The following is a 19152-nucleotide window of genomic DNA, read 5'->3' on the forward strand; positions in this document are numbered from 1 at the left end:
AAGATACGCCCCCCCCGGCTGTTTTCGCTCTTTGGAGCGGGAGGGAGGAAAAGTGAGAGATAAGGGCCACCCCCCCCCCCCCGCCCCCCCCCCCCCCCCCCCCCCCCCCCCCGCCCCGTATCCGTATGAGGCACGAGGGCAATTGGGGGCGGCATGTCCTTCTGGGACGGACTGTGGCGTGGGCGTTCGATGGATTATGAATCGGGCAGCTCCGCGACCAACTCCATCGAACTGACCAAACGGCACCCGACCGTCTCGCTCAGCAAGCAGGGCGCCGCCACCGGCAATCTGCGCGTCAACCTGTCCTGGCAGATGCGGCCATCGGACTTCATGGGCAAGCAGCGGTCCGGCGGCAGCCTGCTGCGGCATCCGTTGAAGATGTTCCAGCCCGACGTGGTGCAGGCCCACACCCAGGGCGTGGTCAACGTGGACCTCGACATCGGCTGTCTGTACGAGCTGATGGACGGGGCCAAGGGGGTCGTGCAGCCGCTCGGCAGCTTCTTCGGGGACCTCAACGGGCCGCCGTACGTGAAGCTCAGCGGCGACGACCGGTTCGGCTCACCGTCCGGCGAGACGATCTACGTCAACCTCGACCACCGCGAGTCCATCAAGCGGCTCCTCGTCTTCGCGTACATCTACGACCAGACGCCCGCCTTCGACCGCACGCACGCCAAGGTGACGCTCTATCCCAGCAACGGACCGCGGATCGAGATCGACCTGGACGAGCGGCAGCCGCAGGCCCGATCCTGCGCGGTGGTGTCCATCGAGAACGTCAAGAACGAGCTGATGGTCCGCCGCGAGGTGAAGTTCGTCTACGGCTTCCAGGCCGAACTCGACCGGCTCTACGGCTGGGGCCTCCAGTGGGGCCGCGGGTACAAGACCAAGGTCGGCTGAGCCTCAGCGGGGCAGGAACTGCGGGCCCTGCGGCGGCAGCGTGAAGTTCGGGTCCGGCATCGCGGCCACCGGCTGCGGATAGCCGTACGAGGGCTGCGCGACCGGGGCGGGGCGGACGATCGGCGCGGGCTGCGTGGGAGCGGCGGGAGGGTAGCCGTACGCGGGCTGGGGTGCCGGGTGCCGGGGCGGCTCGGGCGGATAGCCGTACGAGGGCGGCGACTGCGGGGCGGGCTGCGCCGCGGACGGCTGCGGCTGGGCCAGGGACGGCTGCGGCATGGGCTGCGCGGGCGGCAGCGGGAAGGACGTCGAGGGCCCCGGCACGGGAGGCATGGGCTCCGGCGGGGCGGACTCCGTGTCGTCCACGGAGATCCCGAAGTCGGAGGCGAGCCCCTCAAGGCCGTTGGAGTAGCCCTCGCCGAGCGCGCGGAACTTCCAGGTCTCGCCGCGGCGGTACAGCTCGCCGCAGATCAGCGCCGTCTCCTCGCCGGTCTGCGGGGTGATGTCGAAATAGGCGAGCGGCTCGCCGTCGGCGACCATGGCGTCGTAGATCAGGATGCGCAGCGCCGGTACGTTCTCGAAGGCGACGCCCTCCGCGGACGCGGCCAGGAGCACACGGCTCACCGCCGGGTCCATGCCGGCGAGATCTGTCTGAATCGTGTCGGTCAGCCCCTCGGCGACCCGCTTCTTGCCGAGCCGCCAGACCTTGCCGCCGGGGTGGCGCGGCTGGTTGTAGAAGACGAAGTCCTCGTCCGAGCGGACCCGGCCGTCACCGCCGAGGAGCAGCGCCGACGCGTCGACGTCGGGGACGCCTTGCCCGGGGGCCCAGCGCAGCACCGCGCGGACCGCCGAGGCCTCCAGAGGGACGTTCGACCCCTTCAACATCGCGTGCGTCATGCGGTCATCCTGCCTTCTTCCGCACGGACGGTACAACGCGGGGCCGCGGGCCCGGCCGCGGGCGGCAGGCGCCTGACCTGCGAGCGGTCCGAGCGTGCGACGGTTGTGTGATGTGCGTGTGTGACATGGCCGGGTTACCTGAAGTTCATGCCCGATGGGAACCCCCGGCACCCGTTCCTACGTACTATTACCGGCCACATCACAACGGTCCATGTCGACGGAACAGACGACAACGTTCGACGGAACAGGCGATAACAGGGGAATCCCATGCGTCATTTCGGGCACATCGCCCCAGAGGTGCGAGAGCGCCTCTTCCACCGGGAGCCGTGTGCCTTCACCGCGGACTCCCCGCCCCACCTGCTCGCGTCCGCCCTCGGCGCCACGCTCTACAGCCCGGCCACCCGCCCCCGCCTCGCCGACGACGTCCTCAAGCAGGGCGGACGCGGCGTGACCTCCATGGTGCTCTGCCTGGAGGACTCCATCGACGACGCCGAGGTCGTTGACGCCGAGGAGAACCTGGTCAGGCAGTTCGCCGAGCTGGCGGAGCGGGGTGTGGAGCCCCCGCTGCTGTTCGTCCGGGTCCGCGCCGCCGAGCAGATACCCGACCTGGTCCGCAGGCTCGGGCCGGACGTCCGGCTGCTGTCCGGATTCGTGCTGCCCAAATTCACCGAGGAGCGGGGCGTCCCCTTCCTCGAGGCGCTGACGGCCGCTGAGGCGCTGACGGCCGCTGAGGCGGAGACCGCCCCCGGGCCGGGCACCGGCCGGCGGCTCTTCGCCATGCCCGTCCTGGAGTCGCCCGAGCTGCTGCACCTGGAGACCCGCGCCGAGACGCTCGCGGGGATAGCCCGCACCGTCGACAAGTACCGCGACCGGGTGCTCGCGCTGCGCCTGGGCGTCACCGACTTCTGCTCGGCGTACGGACTGCGCAGGCCCCCGGACATGACCGCGTACGACGTGCAGATCGTCGCCTCGGTCATCGCCGACGTGGTGAACGTGCTCGGCAGGGCCGACGGCACGGGCCACATCGTGACCGGGCCCGTCTGGGAGTACTTCCGGGTCCAGGAGCGCATGTTCAAGCCGCAGCTGCGCCGCAGCCCCTTCCTGGAGAGCCGCGCCGACGAACTGCGGCAGGCCCTCATCGAGCACGACATGGACGGCCTGCTCCGCGAGATCGAGCTCGACCGCGCCAACGGCCTGCTCGGCAAGACCTGCATCCACCCCTCCCACGTCCTGCCCGTGCACGCCCTCTCCGTCGTCAGCCACGAGGAGTTCAGCGACGCACAGGACATCCTGCGCCCCGAGCGCGGCGGCGGCGGGGTCCTGCGCTCCTCGTACACGAACAAGATGAACGAGGTGAAGCCGCACCGCGCGTGGGCCGAGCGGACCCTGCGGCGGGCCGAGGTCTTCGGCGTCGCCAAGGAGGACATCGGCTTCGTGGAGCTGCTCACGGCCGGTATTCCGGCCTCCTGACCCTGATCACCGGCCCTCGCGGCCGGCCGAACCTAAGGAACATGACGTACGTGACTGAAGACGCGGTGTGGTCGGGCAGCTGGGTCGCCGAGCGGCTGGGGGTCGGGCTCGACGGCGACGAGGCGCTGCCCGGACTGCTCGGCCTCGCCCTGCGGCGCAACCCCAAGCGGGCCCACCTCCTGGTGTCGAACGTGCTCGGCAAGCACGTGCCGCAGCGCCCCTCGGTGGTGTACGCGGCCGGGCACGGCCTCGGCGTCCGGGTGCGGGAGCTGCTCGGCGACGACGAGGCGGGCACCGCCGTCGTCCTCGGCTACGCGGAGACCGCGACGGGCCTCGGCCACGCGGTCGCCGACGGCGTGGGCCTCGCGCCCTACCTGCACTCCACCCGGCGGCCCGTCGAGGGCGTCGAGCGCGCGGGCGGCTTCGAGGAGTCCCACTCGCACGCCACGTCGCACCTGCTGCTCCCGGAGGACCCCCGGCTCCTCGCAGGGAAGGGACCGCTGGTCCTCGTCGACGACGAGTTCTCCACCGGCAACACGGTCCTGAACACCGTCCGCGCCCTGCACGAGCGCTTCCCGCGCGAGCGGTACGTGATCGTGGCCCTGGTCGACATGCGCTCGCCCGAGGACCGGGGGCGCCTCGCCGGCTTCGCCCGCGAGATCGGCGCCCGCGTCGACCTGATCGCGCAGGCCGCGGGGACGGTACGGCTGCCCGACGGGGTCCTGGAGAAGGGGCAGGCACTGGTCGCGGAGCACGAGACGGCCGCCGTTCCCGGCCCCCGCGGGGAGCACGGCCAGGTCGGCCGCGTCGAGCTCGGCTGGCCCGCGGGGGTCCCCGACGGCGGGCGGCACGGCTTCACCCCCGCCCACCGGGCCGGGCTCCAGCGGGCCCTGCCCGGCATGGCCGGGCGGATCGCCCGGGAGCTGCCGGCCGACGCGCGCCGCGTCCTCGTCCTCGGCTTCGAGGAGCTGATGTACGCACCGCTCGCGCTCGGCGTGGAGCTGGAGCGGCTCACCGGCGCCGACGTGCGGTTCTCCACCACGACCCGGTCGCCCGTGCTCGCGGTCGACGACCCCGGGTACGCGATCCGCACCCGCCTGGTCTTCCCCGCGCACGACGAGCCCGCCGACGGCCCTGGACCGCGGTTCGCCTACAACGTCGCGGGCGGCGGCTTCGACGCGGTCGTCGCGGTCGTGGACTCCGTGGCCGACACCGAGCGGCTGCACGCGCCCGACGGCCTCCTCGCGCAGCTCTCCGCGCACGTCCCGCGGGTCCTGCTGGCCGTCATCCCCTCGTACGTGCCCGAGCCGCACGCCCCGGCGCCGTACGCCCCCGCGCCTTCACCATCCGAAAGGTCCCCTTTGCTGCCCGAACCCCTCCGCGGCCCCGCCTTCTCCTCGTACGCGCCCGACGACGTCGGCTGGCTGCTCCAGGACCTCTCGGACGTGACGCTCGAAGCGCCCACCGAGGAGCGTGAGGAGGCGATCCAGAGCGGCGGCGCGCACTACGCCGAGTCGCTGCCGGTCGAGTACCAGCCGAGCGAGCGCTACCAGGAGCTGTTCCGCGCCGCGCTCGGCACCTCCGCCGCGCGCATCGCCCAGGCCGTCGGGACGGTCACGGAGACGGTGCTCGCCGAGGGGGCCTCCCGACCGGTCCTGGTCTCCCTCGCCCGCGCGGGCACGCCCGTCGGGGTCCTGATGCGCCGCTGGGCCGCGCACCGGCACGGGCTCGACCTGCCGCACTACGCCGTCTCGATCGTGCGCGGCCGCGGCATCGACGCCAACGCGCTGCGCTGGCTCGCCGCCCACCACGACCCCGCCGACGTCGTCTTCGTCGACGGCTGGACGGGCAAGGGCGCGATCACCCGCGAACTGGCCGACGCGATACGGGCGTACGAGGCGTCCGGCGGCGCCGCGGGCTTCAGCCCCGAGATCGCCGTGCTCGCCGACCCCGGCTCGTGCGTACGCACCTACGGCACCCGCGAGGACTTCCTCATCCCCTCCGCCTGCCTCAACTCCACGGTCTCCGGGCTGATATCGCGCACCGTGCTCCGCGCCGACCTGGTCGGACCCGACGACTTCCACGGCGCGAAGTTCTACCGCGAGCTCGCCGACGCCGACATGTCCGGCGACTTCGTCGACGCCGTCGCCGCCCGCTTCGACGAGGTCGCCGACGCCGTCGACGTACGGGTCAAGGAGCTCCTCACCGCCGACCGCGCGCCGACCTGGGAGGGCTGGGCCGCCGTCGAGCGGATCAGCGAGGAGTACGGCATCCACGACGTGAACCTCGTCAAGCCGGGCGTCGGCGAGACGACCCGGGTGCTGCTCCGCCGCGTCCCCTGGAAGATCCTGGCCCGCGCGGGCGCGGGGGCCGACCTCGACCACGTACGGCTGCTCGCCGAGCAGCGCGGCGTGCCGGTCGAGGAGATCGACGAACTCCCCTACAGCTGCGTCGGGTTGATCCACCCCCAGTACACGCGCGGCGCGACGGGCGCGGACGGCAAGGCGGTGGTCTCCCCGTGACGAAGCTCGTCGCCAGCGACCTCGACCGCACGCTCATCTACTCCGCCGCCGCGCTCGGCCTGACCATGCCCGACGCCGAGGCGCCGCGGCTGCTCTGCGTCGAGGTGTACGAGGGCAAGCCCCTGTCGTACGTCACCGAGACCGCCGCCGGGCTCCTCGCGGAGCTGGGCGCGGCCTCGGTCTTCGTGCCGACCACCACGCGGACGCGCGAGCAGTACCGGCGGGTGCACCTGCCCGGGCCCGCCCCGCGGTTCGCCATCTGCGCCAACGGCGGGCACATCCTCGTCGACGGCGTCTCCGACCGGGACTGGCAGACGCGGGTCGCGCGCCGCCTCGCCGACGAGTGCGCCTCCCTCGACGAGGTGCGCGCGCATCTCGTACGGAGCGCCGACCCGGCCTGGCTGCTCAAGGAGCGGGTGGCCGAGGACCTCTTCGCCTATCTCGTCGTCGAGCGCGCGCTGCTGCCGGACGAGTGGGTCAAGGAGCTCGGGGAGTGGGCGGGGGAGCGCGGCTGGACGGTGTCCTTGCAGGGCCGCAAGCTGTACGTCGTGCCGGCGCCGCTCACCAAGAGCGCCGCCGTGCGGGAGGTCGCGCGGCGGGTCGACGCCTCGGAGGTCCTCACCGCGGGGGACTCCCTGCTGGACGCGGACCTGCTCCTGGCCGGGGACCGTTCCTGGCGGCCCGGCCACGGGGAACTGGCCGACACGGGCTTCGCCGCTCCCGGGCTCACGGTGCTCCCGGAGCGGGGGGTCGCCGCGGGGGAGACCATTCTCCGGGCGTTCCTGGGGGCGGGGCTGCCGGGCTAGCCTGTGCCCATGCCTCGTTATGAATTCCGTTGCCGGTCCTGTGGGGACACGTTCGAAGTCAGCCGACCCATGGCGCGGTCCGCCGATCCCGCGGAGTGCCCTGCCGGGCATGGGGACACGGTGCGGTTGCTGTCCACCGTGGCGGTGGGGGGCCAGTCGTCGTCGGCCTCCGCGGGCCCGCAGGGCGGTGGCGGGGGCGGCGGGTGTTGTGGCGGGGGCTGCTGTGGATGAGGGGGCGTGTCCCGTACGGGGCGGCTGTGGTCAGCGGACCACCGTGCCGGGGGGCGTGCCCAGCAAGGGCAGTTCCGCTCGCGTCGGTGCGCCCTCCCAGTCGCCGTGGGACGCCACCGCGAAGGCGCCCGTGGTGACCGCCCGGTCCAGGCGGGCCGGCATGTCCGCCCCGTCGAGCAGCGCGGACAGGTAACCCGCCACGAACGCGTCGCCCGCGCCCACCGCGTCCACGGGCTGCACCTCGCGCGCGGGGCAGTGCAGTTCGCCCTCCGCGGTGTGCAGCGTCGCCCCGGACGCGCCCAGTTTGACCACGACTTCGCGCACCCCCTCGGCCAGGAGACGCCGTGGCGTGGCCTCCGGCAGGCACAGGGGGAGTTCGTCGTCCGAGGCGATGAGCACGTCGACGTACGGGAGCCAGTCCCGTAGCTCGGCGGTGGCCTCTTCCGGCGTCCACAGGCGCGAGCGGTGGTTGACGTCGAGGCAGACCTCGGTGCCGTGCTCGCGGGCCAGCCGCAGCGCGGTGCGGCAGGCATCGGCCGCCGAGGGGCCCAGCGCCGGGGTGATGCCCGTCAGGTGCAGCACGCGCGGCGCGCCCGCGGCGAACGCGGCCTCGACCGACGCGGGGCCGAGCCGTGACCCCGCGGAACCCGCGCGGTAGTAGTGCACGCGGGTCACCTCCGGCAGCCGCGGCTCGAAGAGGATCAGTCCCGTCGGCGCCCGGTCGTCCCGTGTGGCCGCGGTGACGTCGACGCCCTCGGCGCGCAGCGTCCGCAGGACCAGCTCGCCGGCCTCGTCGGCGCCGACCGCGCCCGCCCAGCGGACGGTGTGGCCGAGGCGGGCCAGGCCGATCGCCACGTTGGACTCGGCGCCCGCGACGGACACGTCCATCGAGCCGCCGAGCTTGAGGGGGCCGCCGCCGCGCAGGGCCATCATCGTCTCGCCGAAGGTGAGGACCTCGGGTGCTGTGCTCATCGGCCGGCCCCCGCCGCGCCCGTGACCTTCACGAACTCCGCGGCGCGCCTGCGCAGCCCCGCCAGGTCGCCGCCGTCCGCCGCGTCGCCGATCAGCGGGGAACCCACGCCCACCGCGACCGCCCCGAGCTCCAGGTACGCCTCGGCCGCCGCCGCGTCCACGCCGCCGACCGGCACGAACGGCGTACGGGGGAAGGGGCCGCGCAGCGCCTTGAGATAGGCGGGGCCGCCCATCGCGGACGCGGGGAAGATCTTCAGCGCGGTGACGCCCGCGGCCTCCGCCGCGATCACGTCGGTGGGCGTGAGGACGCCGCCGAGCACGGGCAGGCCGAGCCGCGCCGCCTCCTCGGAGCCCGCGCCGAGGCCGGGCGTCACGATGAGGTTGGCGCCCGCCTCAGCGGCACCGCGGGCGTCCTCCGCGGTGAGCACGGTGCCCGCGCCGAGCCACGCGTCGGGGCCCAGCTCGGCGCGGGCCCGGCGCAGCACGCCCAGCGCGTCGGCGCCGCTGAGCGACACCTCGACGAGCGGGACACCGGCTTCGGCGAGCGTCATGACCGTACGGAAGGAGGCGTCCGGGTCGCTGCCGCGCACGATGGCGACGAGGCGTTCCGCCCGGAGAGCGGCGGGAAAATCAAGCGCGTCGAACATTGCCCCAGGCTCGCACAGAGGGCTCCGCCTCAGGCCCCCTGCCCCCGCTCCTCCCGGATCTGTGCCACCACGCGTGCCACCGTCGAGCGGACCGCCTCGGTCTCGGTGAGGAAGTGCCAGTAGTCGGGGTGGCGGCCCTCCAGGGAGGCAACCGCGCGGTCCAGGCGGGCCACCGACTCGTCGAGGGGGCGGGCGTGCCGCGGCTCGGGGGTCTGGCGGCCCGCCATCGCCAGGCGCTGCGCGTCCCGGATCGCGAAGCGGGTGCGCTCTATCTCCTGATGGGGGTCCTTGGAAACGGCGTTGAGCCGCCGCAACCGGTCGCCGGCGGCCGAGACCGCCTCGTCCGTGTTGTTCAGCAGGGCGCGAACCGTGGAGAGCAGCGCCGTGGCGTCCGGCCAGCGCTGCTCGTCGCGGGCCTGCTGGGCCTCCTTCAGCTTCGTCTCCGCCTGGCGCACGTTCTCCGCGGCATGGTCGGGCACGCGCTGCAAGTCCTCCCAGCACGCGAGGGTGAACCGGCGGCGCAGCTCGCTGAGGATCGGTTCCACCTGGCCGCTGCGGGTGGTCAGGGCCTGCGCGCGGGTGCGCAGCGACACCAGCCGCCGGTCGATCTCGGAGGCGCGCTCGGGCAGCCGCTCGGCCTCGGCGCGCACGGCCTCGGCGTCGCGCAGTACGCGGTCGGCGCGCTGGAGCGTCTCCGGTACGCCGTGCTGTCCCGCGCCCTGGTTGAGCTTGGTCAGCTCGGGGGCGAGGGCGGCGAGCCGGGCCGCCAGGTCGTCGGCGCGCAGGCCCGCCGCGCGTACCGCGTCCAGGGCGTTGCTCGCGGCGAGCAGGGTCTGACGGGCCCGCTCCACGGCGGGGGCGAGCCGGGCGAGCTGGGTCTCCGCCTTGTCGAGCAGCGGGCCGAGCCCCTGCCGGAAGCGCTCCAGCTCCTCCTTGACCTTGGTGAGCTCGTCCTTGGCCCGGGTCAGCTCGGTCCTCGCGTGGGCCGCGACGGACGAGTCGAGGTCGTCGCGGTCGAGGTCGTGGGCGTCCACGGCGCCGATGTACTGGTGGCTGACCTCGTCGATGCGCCGCCCGAGCGCCTCGAAGTCGGAGAGGGCGCGTCCGGCCGCGGGCGAGGAGTCCACGGCGGCGATCGTCTCTATGGAGATCCGCAGATCGCGCTGGGCGGTGTCCAACTCGTAGAAGGCGGCGGCCGCGGCGTCCTTGGCGGCCTGCGCCTCCGCGCGCACGCTCTCACCGCGCCCGCCGAACCACCGCCGGGTGCCGCCGCCGGCGAACGCGGCCGGGGCGGCGACGGCGAGCAGGGGCAGGGGAAGCAGTACGAGGGTGAGGACGTCCCGCAGGACCCCCGCGGGGCGCCCACGCCTCAGCTCCCGCTGTCGTCGGCCGATGTGGTCCCCCTCTGATCCGGTCCCGGCCGAAGTCGCTCGCCCTGTCGCCCCGCTCTCGGTCTCCGCTTGGTCTGGTGTGTACGGCTGCCAAGGTGTCGCCGTCACTATCCATCTCCCGTGCTGTCATCGGCCCTGCCCGGAGTTACATTCTCCCACCGGTCAGAGACGAACACACGGGCCGGTCAGTTCACGGTGCGCACGGTAATTCGGACGGGTACGGACGGGCAGTTTGCGAGGCACCGCCTGCGGCAAGGTAGGCTGTCCACTCATCCCGGGCGCGTAGCTCAGGGGTAGAGCGCCTCCCTTACAAGGAGGATGTCGGCGGTTCGAAACCGTCCGCGCCCACCGGGTAGTGAGCAGCAGGTGAGAGCCTGTTGCTGTCCCCCCAGCCGTCATCGGCTGGGGGGATTTTTTCGTGCTCGGGGGGCCGGGGCGTTGGTGTCAGCGGCCGCTGTTGGGGTGTGTTCTGCGGTATCTGCGGTCCCAGCGTTCCTGGCGTTCCTTGCGGAGGCGGTAGTCGCGGTAGGTCTTGGGGAGGCCTCCGCCACCGCCTCCGCCGCCGGGGGTGCCGGAGCCGGTGGGTCTGGTCTTGGAGGTCTTTCCGGCCGAGCTGCCGCCCTCGTAGAACCTCAGGAGGTAGAAGGCGAGCGCTGCCGCGCCGAGCCACAGGATGGGCTGGTCGAAGCCCAGGCCGACGAGGGCCAGGATCGCGACGAGGATCAGGACGTTCACGGCTGCACCTCCGTGGCCGACGGCGCACGCGGCCGGACAGGGGGGAGTCAACGCCCGCCGTTCCCGGCTGTCAATGGCTTGGCGGCGTGGAGCCGTCCGGCGTCTCGTGGGCGTGCTTGAGGCGGGCCCTGGCGGCGACCACGTCCGGTCCCGTGACCTGTTCCCAGTAGCGGTGGCAGGTCACGGAGACCGCCAACTCCAGCTCCCGCGCGCGCAGTTTCTCGACCTCGGCCTGCTGGTCCGCGGTCCAGCCGGGCGACGCGGGCCGCTCAACGCTGCGCCACCCCCCGGTGTCGCTGAAGCCGTCGAGAGGCTCCACCGACCAGGGGAGACGTTTGAGCAGCGCCAGGAGTTCGGAGCGGACCTGGTGCAGTTCCTCCTGGGCGGCGAGGAGGTCGCCGGGGAAGTCATGGGATGGCGATGGAGGCACGACGTAATGGTACTCCTGTTCGAATTACGTGTGCGAGTGATACGGGGGTCGGCTTTTGGAGAGGGGGCGGGTGGTCGGCTGTGTGGCGAGACGGCCGGCGGTGGTGTGAAAGCGGCGGGTGCTGGGCTGGTCGCGGTGGCAAGCTGGAGGCATGTGCCGAAGCATCAAGACGCTCCGCCCGCCCGCCATCCCCGATGACGCCACCGAGGAGGAGATCCGGGCCGCGGCGCTGCAGTACGTGCGCAAGGTCTCCGGGTTCCGCGCCCCCGCCGCGCACAACCGCGAAGTCTTCGACCGGGCCGTCGACGCCGTGGCCGAGGCGACCGCGGAACTGCTCGCCGGCCTCGAAGTGCGCGGAGCGCGGGCCTCATAGCGGGTACGCCCGCCGCCGCCGGGCCGGCCCTCAGCGATCGTCGCGGGCTCAACTCTCAGCGGTTGGGGGCGGCTCAGCTCCCAGCATCGCCGCCGCGTCGGCTCTCGGCGGCCACCGCAGGTCCAGCCCCGGCGGTGGCCGGCGGCTCAGCTTTCGGCCGTTGTCGTGGGGCGGCGGACCAAGAAGGCCGCACCCGCCCCCGCCGCGACCAGTGCGAGCATCGATACCCCCGTGGCCAGCCACGTCGCGCCGAGCCACTGGCCGCCGAAGTAGCCGAGGGCCACGCTGTAGCCCGCCCAGGCCAGGCCCGCCAGTGCGGACCACGGGAGGAATTCGCGGAGTCTGCGGTGGGCCGCGCCCGCGCCGAGGGAGACGATCGAGCGGCCCGCGGGGGCGAAGCGGGCGATGACGAACAGGATGCCGCCGCCCCGGGACAACGCCGTCCCCAGCTTCGCCTGCGCCGAGGTCAGCCGCCGCGAGCGGGCGATGGCGCGCTCCAGCCGCTCGCCGCCGCGCCACGCCAGACGGAACGCCGCCATGTCGCCGAGTACCGACGCCGTGGCCGCGCTCAGCGTCAGCAGCAGGATGTCGGGGACGTTGTGCGGCACCCCACCCGTGCCGGCCGCTGCCGCCGCCGTCGCCGACATGATGACGAGGACGCCACTCGGCAGTACGGGAACGAACACGTCGAAAAGGACGGACAGAGCCACGACCGCGTAGATCCATGGACTGCCGGTCAGCGCCCCCACAGTCTCAAGCACCACAACTCCCCGTGACTCCCCGGACGCCGGCGGTTGCCGCTGTGTCCCGGGGAACGGCAGGGGCGGCCTGATGACAGCTGTACAGCGTACGCCGCGCACGCCGCCGGAGATCCACCGGGGGCCGGATGCCCGCCGTCCCACGTTCATGCGTATGCCACCCGCCGGGCAGGCATGAGGGGCAGCGGACAGCAGCGCCCCCTCCCCCCGGCGTACGGAGGAAGGGGGCGCCGCCGAGTCGGTCAGACCGCGACCGGCGTGCGCTCCGAGGCCTTGTCGTCCTCGCTCACGCCGCGCCCCGCGAAGAGCCGGTCGAGGCCGAACGCGCCGGACCCGGTGAAGACGAACAGCAGCATCGCCCAGCAGAAGATCGCCGAGGCCTCGCCGCCGTTCTCCATGGGCCACAGGGCCTCCGGCTGGTGGACCTTGAAGTAGGCGTAGGCCATCGAACCGGACGCGATGAACGCCGCGGCGCGGGTTCCGAGGCCGAGGAGCACCAGGGCGCCGCCGACGAGCTGGATGACGGCCGCGTACCAGCCGGGCCACGTGCCGGCGTCGATGGTGCCGCCGCTGCCGGACGCACCGCCGAGGACTCCGAACAGTGACGCTGCGCCGTGACAGGCGAAGAGCAGGCCGATCACTATGCGGAACAGGCCGATGGCGTAGGGCTGGGCGCTGTTGAGACGTCCAGTCATGGTGGGGGACTCCTTCGGTCGAGGGGGACGGAACCGAGCGGAGGCCCAAGATTAGGCGAACCTAATTAGTGCTTGCAAGTTCAACATTCGGTCGTTCGGGGCTTCCGCTTCCGGAGCGGGCCGGACAGGAGCCTGGTAGCGACCCGGCCACGGCCCGGCAGCGGGCGGACAACGGAGCGGCGCCTCGGAAGCCGAGGCCACCGGGTACGACGCGGCCCGCGCACCACGTCCACGTCCGACCGCGTGCCCGATTCGCCGCCGCTTCCGGCTCCGCCGACGGTCACCGACGCGCCTCTTCCGGGATCAGCGGACATGAACCAACGCTTACGCGCTTATGGAAACAACGTTGACGATCTATCAGGTGGTGGGGGCGAGCCGAGGGCGTCCACTCCGCTCCTCTCGGCGCCGTCGGCCACGAGGGGTCGGCGGCGGGCCGTCACGATCAGTCGTGTGAGCGGCTCGGCTTCGGTGTGGCGCATATTCGCCCCGGCCGACCGGGGCGCCAGGGCTGCCCGCCGATCGGCCGGACTTCGGGGTGAGTACGCCCCGGGAAAGCCGCGTCTCAGGAAAGCCGCGTCTCCTCCGCCATCTCCAGCCGGGGCCCCTCACCCCGCGCGACCCGCGCCTGGTCCAGGCGGAGCCGGGCCGAACGGCCGCGCAGGGTCAGTGTCATGAGCTGGTTGCCGAACCACGGGCCGCCCGTCCTGCGCCAGTCGATGCCCGCCTGTGTCACCGAGCCGTGCCGTGCGAAGCGGCGTCCGAGGGCCCGTCCCACGCGGCTCCAGCCGAAGCGGAAACCGAGCTTGAGCACGGAAGGTATCGAGTTGTGGACGGGTGAGCAGGTGAGCTGGAGTACCCGGGCGTCGGGCCCGCCGCCCGCGGGCCAGCTCGGCTCGGCGATGTAGGCGTGGTGGACGTCGCCGGAGAGTACGCACACCGTGGCGGGGGCGTCGGGACCCGTACCCGCCTCCTCGATCAGGGCGGTGAGCGCCTCGAAGGACGCGGGGAAGGCCGACCAGTGCTCCAGGTCCGAGCGCCTGCGCAGGTTCTCGCCGAACCGGGCCCAGCGGTCGCCGCGCTCGCCCCGGCACAGCGCGGCGTTCCACCCCTCGGCGTCATGGATCAGATGGGGGAGCAGCCAGGGCAGGGAGCTGCCGATGAGGAGGTGGTCGTAGCCGCCCGGGTTTTCGAGGGCCTGCTCCCGCAGCCAGCGCGCCTCCTTGGGGTCGACCATGGCGCGCTCGCCCTCGGTGAGGACGCGGCCGGCCCGGGTGTCGACCATCAGGAGGCGTACGCGGCCGAAGTCCCGCCGGTAGCTCCAGCGCACCGACGTGGCGTCCGCGTCGGAGGCGGCCGCGAAGGCGCGCAACGCGTCCGTGCCGTCGGGCGCCGCGCGCACCGAGGCGTAGACCGCGTCGCTCTCCAGCTCGTCGGGGCGGAGATTGCCGATGTGCTGGTGGACCCAGTACGACATGAGGCCGCTCAGGACGCGCTCACGCCACCAGGGCGTCGCCCGCATCTCGGCGAGCCAGGCCGCGCTGGTGTTCCAGTCATCTATCACGTCGTGATCGTCGAAGATCATGCAGCTCGGCACGGTGGACAGCAGCCAGCGGACCTCGGGGTCGAGCCACGATTCGTAGTAGAGGTGGGTGTACTCCTCGTAGTCCGCGACCTGGTGCCACGGCGGCTCCGTCGTGTCCCTGCGGGCCGCCAGCCAGCGGCGGGTGGCCTTGGAGGTCTGGTCCGCGTACACCTGATCGCCCAGGAGCAGCAGGACGTCCGGGCGCTCGGCGGCCGGGTCGGCGGCGATGCGGGCGGCGAGCGTGTCCAGCGCGTCGGGCCCCACGGGGTCGTCCTCGCCGGAGGGCGGCGCGGCCCAGCGGCAGGAGCCGAACGTCACACGGAAGTCCGCGTCGCCGCCCCCGGCGGGCGTGCGGATGGTGCTCGCGGGGAACGGCGAACCGGGCGGCGGCCAGACGAGCGCCGCGCGCTCCCGTGGCTCCGCCCGGTCCCGGTCCTGGTCCCGGTCCTGGTCCTGGTCCCGGTCCTCGCCCTCGTCCCCGCCCGCACCCGTGCCGCTGCCCAGCAGCACCTCGTACGCCGTCTCGGTTCCCGGGGTGAGGCCGGTGACCGGGATCAGTGCGTAGTGGTGTCCGGCGACCTGGAAGGTGCGCGCCGAGCCGCGCGCGCCGTCCGCGCAGCGCACTTCGGCGACGCAGGGCCGGTCGGTCTCGACCCAGACGGTCGCCGTGGAACCGTCGACATACCTCAGCAGTGGACCCAGGCGCAGCCGTGCCACAGATGATCACTCTCCTCCGTCGCCCCGTACGGTACGGAACGACGGAAGACAGCGGGGTGGTTCCATCCATTCCCGCCGAGGTGGCGTGCGGCGACGGCTCAGCAGCCGTTGAGCACCGACGCCAGGGCGGTCTTCTCCTCGGAGTTCACGTTGAGCTTGTAGTGGTGCTTCACGTCCACCCACATGCGGGCGTAGTAGCAGTGGTACGACGTGGTCGGCGGCATCCACTCCGCGGGGTCCTGGTCGCCCTTGGACTGGTTGACGTTGTCGGTGACGGCGATGAGCTGGGGCCGGGTCAGGTCGTTGGCGAAACCTTCCCGCTGGGTGTTGGTCCAGCTGTTCGCGCCGGACTTCCAGGCCTCGGAGAGCGGCACGACGTGGTCGATGTCGACGTCGGACGCGGCGGTCCACGTGCCGCCGTCGTAGGGGGACTTCCAGGTGCCGGAGACGGCGGCGCAGCTCGAGTCCTGCTGGACGTCGGTGCCGTCGCGCTTGAGGACGACCTCGCGGGTGTTGCACGCGCCGGACTGGGTGCTCCAGTGCGGGAACTTGTCGCGGCTGTAGCCGTCGGAGGAACCTTCCGCCTTGACCGTGAGCTCGCCGAGGTAGGCGCGGGCGGTGGCGGCGCTGACCGGGGCCGGGGGAGCGGCCTGGGCGGGGGTGCCGGTGAGGAGGGTGGCCGCGGAGGCCAGAAGCGCGGCGCCGCCGAGCGCGGCGACGCGGCGCATGGCAGTGGGGGCCGTCGGGGCCGTCGGGCTCTTGGATTCCGTGCGTCGACGCGCGTAGACAACGGACATGCGAACTCCCTTTGTGTGGGGGGAACTTGACCGGTGGGGCGGTCATGCTTGCGTGCTGGGGTTACCCGCGGGTGTGCAACTGGTGACAGGGTCGCGTCAATCGGGTGCTGAGTTCAAGGGTCTGGCGGCGTGTCATATGCGGGCGGCGGGGGGCGAGTTGGCGTCGGCTCCGCCGTCGCGAGTGGCTGTTTGCCCTCGTGGGGCCGCTTTTGCGGCCCTGGGGAGGGGGCGTGGCGGGGTCGCCTGCCCTCACCTGACCCTTTTGCGGCAAGTCGCCCGAATGGCCCAACGGTGCGCCCTCGTGTGGGTGACCTACGTCACGCCCCTGGGAGCGGGGTGGGGGTTGAGGTGGGGCCGGGCCGGGGTCGGGGGTCCGGGCCTTCGGGGGTGTGGTCGCGTGTCGCGTACGATGGATGGCGCAGAAGGGGAGTAGCTCTTCGCCGGACCGTCGACATACTGCTCAGCTCGTCTGAGCCGGCGCCCGGAGGCAGGCCCCCTAGGGGCAGGCCAGCGAGACCTTCGGCAAGCAGTGCCATGACGTGCGCGTCCGCGTGCGTTCCTGTGTGCTGCCGTGCCGAGGTGTCGTACGCGAAGCGGTGGAACACTCTCGGTGGGGCGGCCCCCGACCGATTGAGGAACCTTGATCAGCATCAGCGTGACGGCGCTCGTCTTCGGCGTCGTCTTCCTGGCCGAACTGCCGGACAAGACGGCGCTCGCCGGTCTCGTCCTCGGCACGCGCTACCGCGCCTCGTACGTCTTCGCCGGAGTGGCGGCCGCCTTTACCGTGCACGTGGTGCTCGCGGTCGCGGCGGGCAGCGTCCTGACCCTGCTTCCGCAGCAGTTGGTCCACGCCCTGACCGGCGTCCTGTTCCTGGCCGGCGCGGCGATGCTGCTCCTGAAGGGCGGCGGCGACGAGGAGGAGGTCAAGCAGCCCGAGGACCAGAGCTTCTGGAAGGTCTCGGGGGCGGGCTTCATGCTCATCCTGGTCGCCGAGTTCGGTGACCTGACGCAGATCATGACCGCGAACCTGGCCGCCCGCTACGACGACCCGCTCTCCGTCGGCCTCGGCGCCGTCCTCGCGCTCTGGGCGGTCGCGGGCCTCGGCATCGTCGGCGGAAGGGCCCTGATGAAGCGGGTGCCGCTGGCGCTGATCACGAAGATCGCGGCGCTGCTGATGCTGGGGCTCGGCGTGTGGAGCCTGTACGAGGCCATCGCCTGAGCCGGGTGCGGCAGGCCACCGCAGCCGCCGGAGAACAGATACGCGCCGCACCGCGAGGGCGCAGCCACCCGACCCGGCTCACCGCAAGGGGCGGCTGCGGGTGGCCTGCCTGCGGCCATGGGTGTGTCGCGCGATGCTGGGCGCGCCCGTGTAGTGGGTGGGTAGAGGCACGCAGGGGGTTTGACCTGCGACGTTGGCTTTTGGTGCATATCTTTTGTACCGTGCGAGAACAAAGTGGCTCCGCCCGTATTCCCTGACCGGCGGGCGGGGCCGCCTTGATTCTCGCTCCGTGCGTCCGGGGCCTCCCGCCGGAGCGCGCGGACGTCCCCCTCTGCGCTCTGGAGTTCACGATGACGGCCACGTCCCCCGACTCAGCCGCCCCCGCCGGCCTCGAACTGACCGCCGGGGCGGTCCTTCTCGACATGGACGGCACCCTCGTCAACTCCGACGCCGTCGTCGAGCGCTGCTGGCGGCGCTGGGCCGTGCGGCACGGCCTCGACTTCGACGAGGTCATCAAGGTCGTCCACGGACGGCAGGGCTACGCGTCCATGGCGGTGCTGCTCCCCGAGCGGCCCATGGCGGAGAACCACGCGGAGAACCGCGAGATGCTCGCCGCCGAGACCGCCGACATGGAGGGCGTCGTGCCCGTGCCGGGCGCCCCCGCGTTCATGGCCGCGCTCGCCGGGCTCCGGCTGCCGCACGCGCTCGTGACCTCCGCGGACGTACCGCTGTCCACGGGGCGGATGGCTGCCGCTGGGCTCGGTCTGCCGGAGGTACGGGTCACCGCGGAGAGCGTGGGCGCGAGCAAGCCGGACCCCGAGGGGTTCCTCAAGGGCGCCGCGGCGCTCGGCTTCGACCCCGCCGACTGCGTGGTCTTCGAGGACTCCGAGGCGGGCATCCGCGCGGGCCGGGCAGCCGGTATGCGGGTGGTGGGCGTCGGCGCGAGGGCCGCGTCCCTCGGTCCGACCGTGCATGTCGACGATCTGACGCAGGTACGGGTCTCCGATGCGGGGGACGGGCGCATTCGGCTGACGATCGGCTGAGCGACCCCCTCACCTCACCTGGGAGGTTCCCAGGGGTCCCTGGAAGGCTCCCAGGGGTGCCCGCGGTGCGTGCCTCGGCTTCCGGCTCAGGGGTCCTTCGTCTCCCCTTCGAGGCTGCGCCGTGTCTCGCGGCCGTACTCGCCCGGGGGGTCGTCGGTGAGGCCGCGGGCCCACTGGTAGCGGGCCACCGCTTCACTGACCTGCCGGGTGTACACGCCGTCCGGCTCACCCGCGTACAGATAGAGCTGGGCCAGGCGGGCCTGCAACTCCGCGACCTGGGGGCCCTTGTCGCCCTCGGACAGGAGCGGGTGGACGGTGGGTTCGCGCCGCGGGGGCGGTGTGGTGCGTACCGAGCCGGTGGCGCGTGCGGTCGGCGGCGGTGGCGAGGACGACGACGGCGGCTGCGAGGAGCGCGTGGGCGACGGCGGGGGCGCGGCGACGCGCGGCTTCGTGGAGGCCGCCGCCGAGGTCCGCGAGGGCGACTTGGCCGAGGGCGGGACGGGCTTCGTCGGGTCGGCGGGCGCCGGGGTCGGCGCGAGGGGCAGCGCATGGCCCCGGCCGGGCTGTTCGGCGGCGGAGGAGAGCAGCCCGGTCGCCAGCACACCGGCAGCCACGACCGCGGCGAGGACGCCGGCCCCGGCGACCAGGACGTAGGGGCGGTTCCGCTTCCGCGGGCCGACGTCTGTGGCTGTGGCTGTGGCCATGGCCGTGGTCGGCGGCTCTTCTCGTACGTCGATGGGGTCACCCTGCGGTGCGGCCGGGCCCTGCGCCAGTCCCCCCGCCCCGTCCGCATCGCCGCCCGGCGCGAGGTCCTTCGTCGCCGGGCCCGTCAGCGACACGTACGGACGTATCCGTATCGGGTCGAAGTCCTCGGCGGCTGCCGCCTCGGCGGAGCGTGTGCGACGTGCCTCTTCCGTCGCTCGGCGGGCGCAGCCGCAGGTCGGAGCCGCGTTCGGCGGGCGTGTCACCCCACATT

Annotated in this window: 19 protein-coding genes and 1 tRNA gene; 9 read left to right on the top strand and 11 right to left on the bottom strand. The window is 73.0% G+C overall.

Features of this window, described 5'->3' with window-relative positions:
- Positions 1-153: 153 nt before the first annotated feature.
- A complete protein-coding gene (locus ACZ6JY_RS03265; protein WP_469191676.1) occupies positions 154-894 on the top strand; it encodes a TerD family protein in 741 nt (246 codons plus the stop codon).
- A 3-nt stretch (positions 895-897) separates the two neighbouring features.
- On the opposite strand, the gene ACZ6JY_RS03270 is transcribed toward ACZ6JY_RS03265, so the two are convergent.
- The gene (locus tag ACZ6JY_RS03270) at positions 898-1788 is read right to left on the bottom strand and encodes a TerD family protein (RefSeq protein ID WP_469191678.1); all 891 of its coding nucleotides are present in this window, start codon (positions 1786-1788) and stop codon (positions 898-900) included.
- Between the two features lie 267 nt (positions 1789-2055).
- Here ACZ6JY_RS03270 and ACZ6JY_RS03275 point away from each other — a divergent pair, with 267 nt between their 5' ends.
- From ACZ6JY_RS03275 to ACZ6JY_RS03290, 4 genes are all read left to right on the top strand, one after another.
- Positions 2056-3258: an HpcH/HpaI aldolase/citrate lyase family protein gene (locus ACZ6JY_RS03275; RefSeq protein ID WP_469191680.1), complete on the top strand. Its 1203-nt coding sequence runs from the start codon at positions 2056-2058 to the stop codon at positions 3256-3258.
- A gap of 41 nt (positions 3259-3299) precedes the next feature.
- Positions 3300-5780 carry a phosphoribosyltransferase gene (locus tag ACZ6JY_RS03280; protein ID WP_469191682.1) on the top strand — a complete coding sequence of 827 codons (2481 nt, stop codon included), beginning with the start codon at positions 3300-3302 and terminating at the stop codon, positions 5778-5780.
- A gap of 65 nt (positions 5781-5845) precedes the next feature.
- Entirely contained in the window at positions 5846-6586 is a 741-nt protein-coding gene (locus ACZ6JY_RS03285; RefSeq protein ID WP_469191933.1) for an HAD family hydrolase, read from the top strand.
- A 9-nt stretch (positions 6587-6595) separates the two neighbouring features.
- Positions 6596-6817, top strand: a complete 222-nt coding sequence (locus tag ACZ6JY_RS03290) for an FmdB family zinc ribbon protein (RefSeq protein ID WP_469191684.1) — start codon at positions 6596-6598, stop codon at positions 6815-6817.
- A gap of 30 nt (positions 6818-6847) precedes the next feature.
- Here ACZ6JY_RS03290 and ACZ6JY_RS03295 read toward each other — a convergent pair whose 3' ends face one another.
- Genes ACZ6JY_RS03295 through ACZ6JY_RS03305 form a run of 3 tightly spaced genes read right to left on the bottom strand, consistent with a single transcriptional unit; the run spans position 6848 to position 9935 of the window.
- Entirely contained in the window at positions 6848-7789 is a 942-nt protein-coding gene (locus ACZ6JY_RS03295) for a sugar kinase (protein ID WP_469191686.1), read from the bottom strand.
- On the bottom strand, positions 7786-8436 hold the full coding sequence (locus ACZ6JY_RS03300) for a bifunctional 4-hydroxy-2-oxoglutarate aldolase/2-dehydro-3-deoxy-phosphogluconate aldolase (protein ID WP_469191688.1): 651 nt from the start codon (positions 8434-8436) through the stop codon (positions 7786-7788). Before ACZ6JY_RS03300 ends, ACZ6JY_RS03295 begins: the two co-directional genes overlap by 4 nt.
- Positions 8437-8465: 29 nt before the next feature.
- Positions 8466-9935: a hypothetical protein gene (locus tag ACZ6JY_RS03305; protein WP_469191690.1), complete on the bottom strand. Its 1470-nt coding sequence runs from the start codon at positions 9933-9935 to the stop codon at positions 8466-8468.
- 168 nt (positions 9936-10103) lie between these two features.
- Here ACZ6JY_RS03305 and ACZ6JY_RS03310 point away from each other — a divergent pair.
- Positions 10104-10175: transfer RNA gene (locus ACZ6JY_RS03310), tRNA-Val, on the top strand.
- Between the two features lie 96 nt (positions 10176-10271).
- Here the strand turns inward: ACZ6JY_RS03310 and ACZ6JY_RS03315 are convergent.
- Both ACZ6JY_RS03315 and ACZ6JY_RS03320 read right to left on the bottom strand, forming a co-directional pair.
- Positions 10272-10562, bottom strand: a complete 291-nt coding sequence (locus tag ACZ6JY_RS03315; protein ID WP_469191692.1) for a hypothetical protein — start codon at positions 10560-10562, stop codon at positions 10272-10274.
- A gap of 70 nt (positions 10563-10632) precedes the next feature.
- Positions 10633-10992: a hypothetical protein gene (locus ACZ6JY_RS03320; protein WP_469191694.1), complete on the bottom strand. Its 360-nt coding sequence runs from the start codon at positions 10990-10992 to the stop codon at positions 10633-10635.
- A gap of 151 nt (positions 10993-11143) precedes the next feature.
- Between ACZ6JY_RS03320 and ACZ6JY_RS03325 the strand changes: the two genes are divergently transcribed.
- A complete protein-coding gene (locus tag ACZ6JY_RS03325) occupies positions 11144-11365 on the top strand; it encodes a DUF2277 domain-containing protein (protein WP_127908514.1) in 222 nt (73 codons plus the stop codon).
- 146 nt (positions 11366-11511) lie between these two features.
- Here the strand turns inward: ACZ6JY_RS03325 and ACZ6JY_RS03330 are convergent, their stop codons facing one another.
- The 4 genes from ACZ6JY_RS03330 to ACZ6JY_RS03345 all read right to left on the bottom strand — a co-directional run bounded on the left by ACZ6JY_RS03330 (position 11512) and on the right by ACZ6JY_RS03345 (position 15845).
- Positions 11512-12126 (bottom strand): DedA family protein, encoded by a 615-nt coding sequence (locus tag ACZ6JY_RS03330; protein ID WP_469191696.1) that lies wholly within the window; start codon positions 12124-12126, stop codon positions 11512-11514.
- Between the two features lie 239 nt (positions 12127-12365).
- Positions 12366-12818, bottom strand: a complete 453-nt coding sequence (locus ACZ6JY_RS03335) for a DoxX family protein (protein WP_469191698.1) — start codon at positions 12816-12818, stop codon at positions 12366-12368.
- 562 nt (positions 12819-13380) lie between these two features.
- Positions 13381-15117 carry an alkaline phosphatase D family protein gene (locus ACZ6JY_RS03340; protein WP_469191700.1) on the bottom strand — a complete coding sequence of 579 codons (1737 nt, stop codon included), beginning with the start codon at positions 15115-15117 and terminating at the stop codon, positions 13381-13383.
- Positions 15118-15215: 98 nt separating this feature from the next.
- Entirely contained in the window at positions 15216-15845 is a 630-nt protein-coding gene (locus tag ACZ6JY_RS03345) for an HNH endonuclease family protein (protein WP_469191935.1), read from the bottom strand.
- A 709-nt stretch (positions 15846-16554) separates the two neighbouring features.
- Between ACZ6JY_RS03345 and ACZ6JY_RS03350 the strand changes: the two genes are divergently transcribed.
- Positions 16555-17133, top strand: a complete 579-nt coding sequence (locus ACZ6JY_RS03350; RefSeq protein ID WP_469191702.1) for a TMEM165/GDT1 family protein — start codon at positions 16555-16557, stop codon at positions 17131-17133.
- Positions 17134-17483: 350 nt separating this feature from the next.
- A complete protein-coding gene (locus tag ACZ6JY_RS03355) occupies positions 17484-18176 on the top strand; it encodes an HAD family hydrolase (RefSeq protein ID WP_469191704.1) in 693 nt (230 codons plus the stop codon).
- A gap of 86 nt (positions 18177-18262) precedes the next feature.
- On the opposite strand, the gene ACZ6JY_RS03360 is transcribed toward ACZ6JY_RS03355, so the two are convergent.
- The gene (locus ACZ6JY_RS03360) at positions 18263-19144 is read right to left on the bottom strand and encodes a peptidoglycan-binding domain-containing protein (protein ID WP_469191706.1); all 882 of its coding nucleotides are present in this window, start codon (positions 19142-19144) and stop codon (positions 18263-18265) included.
- Positions 19145-19152: the final 8 nt, after the last annotated feature.

It is taken from the genome of Streptomyces sp. NPDC046335 (genome assembly GCF_055587985.1).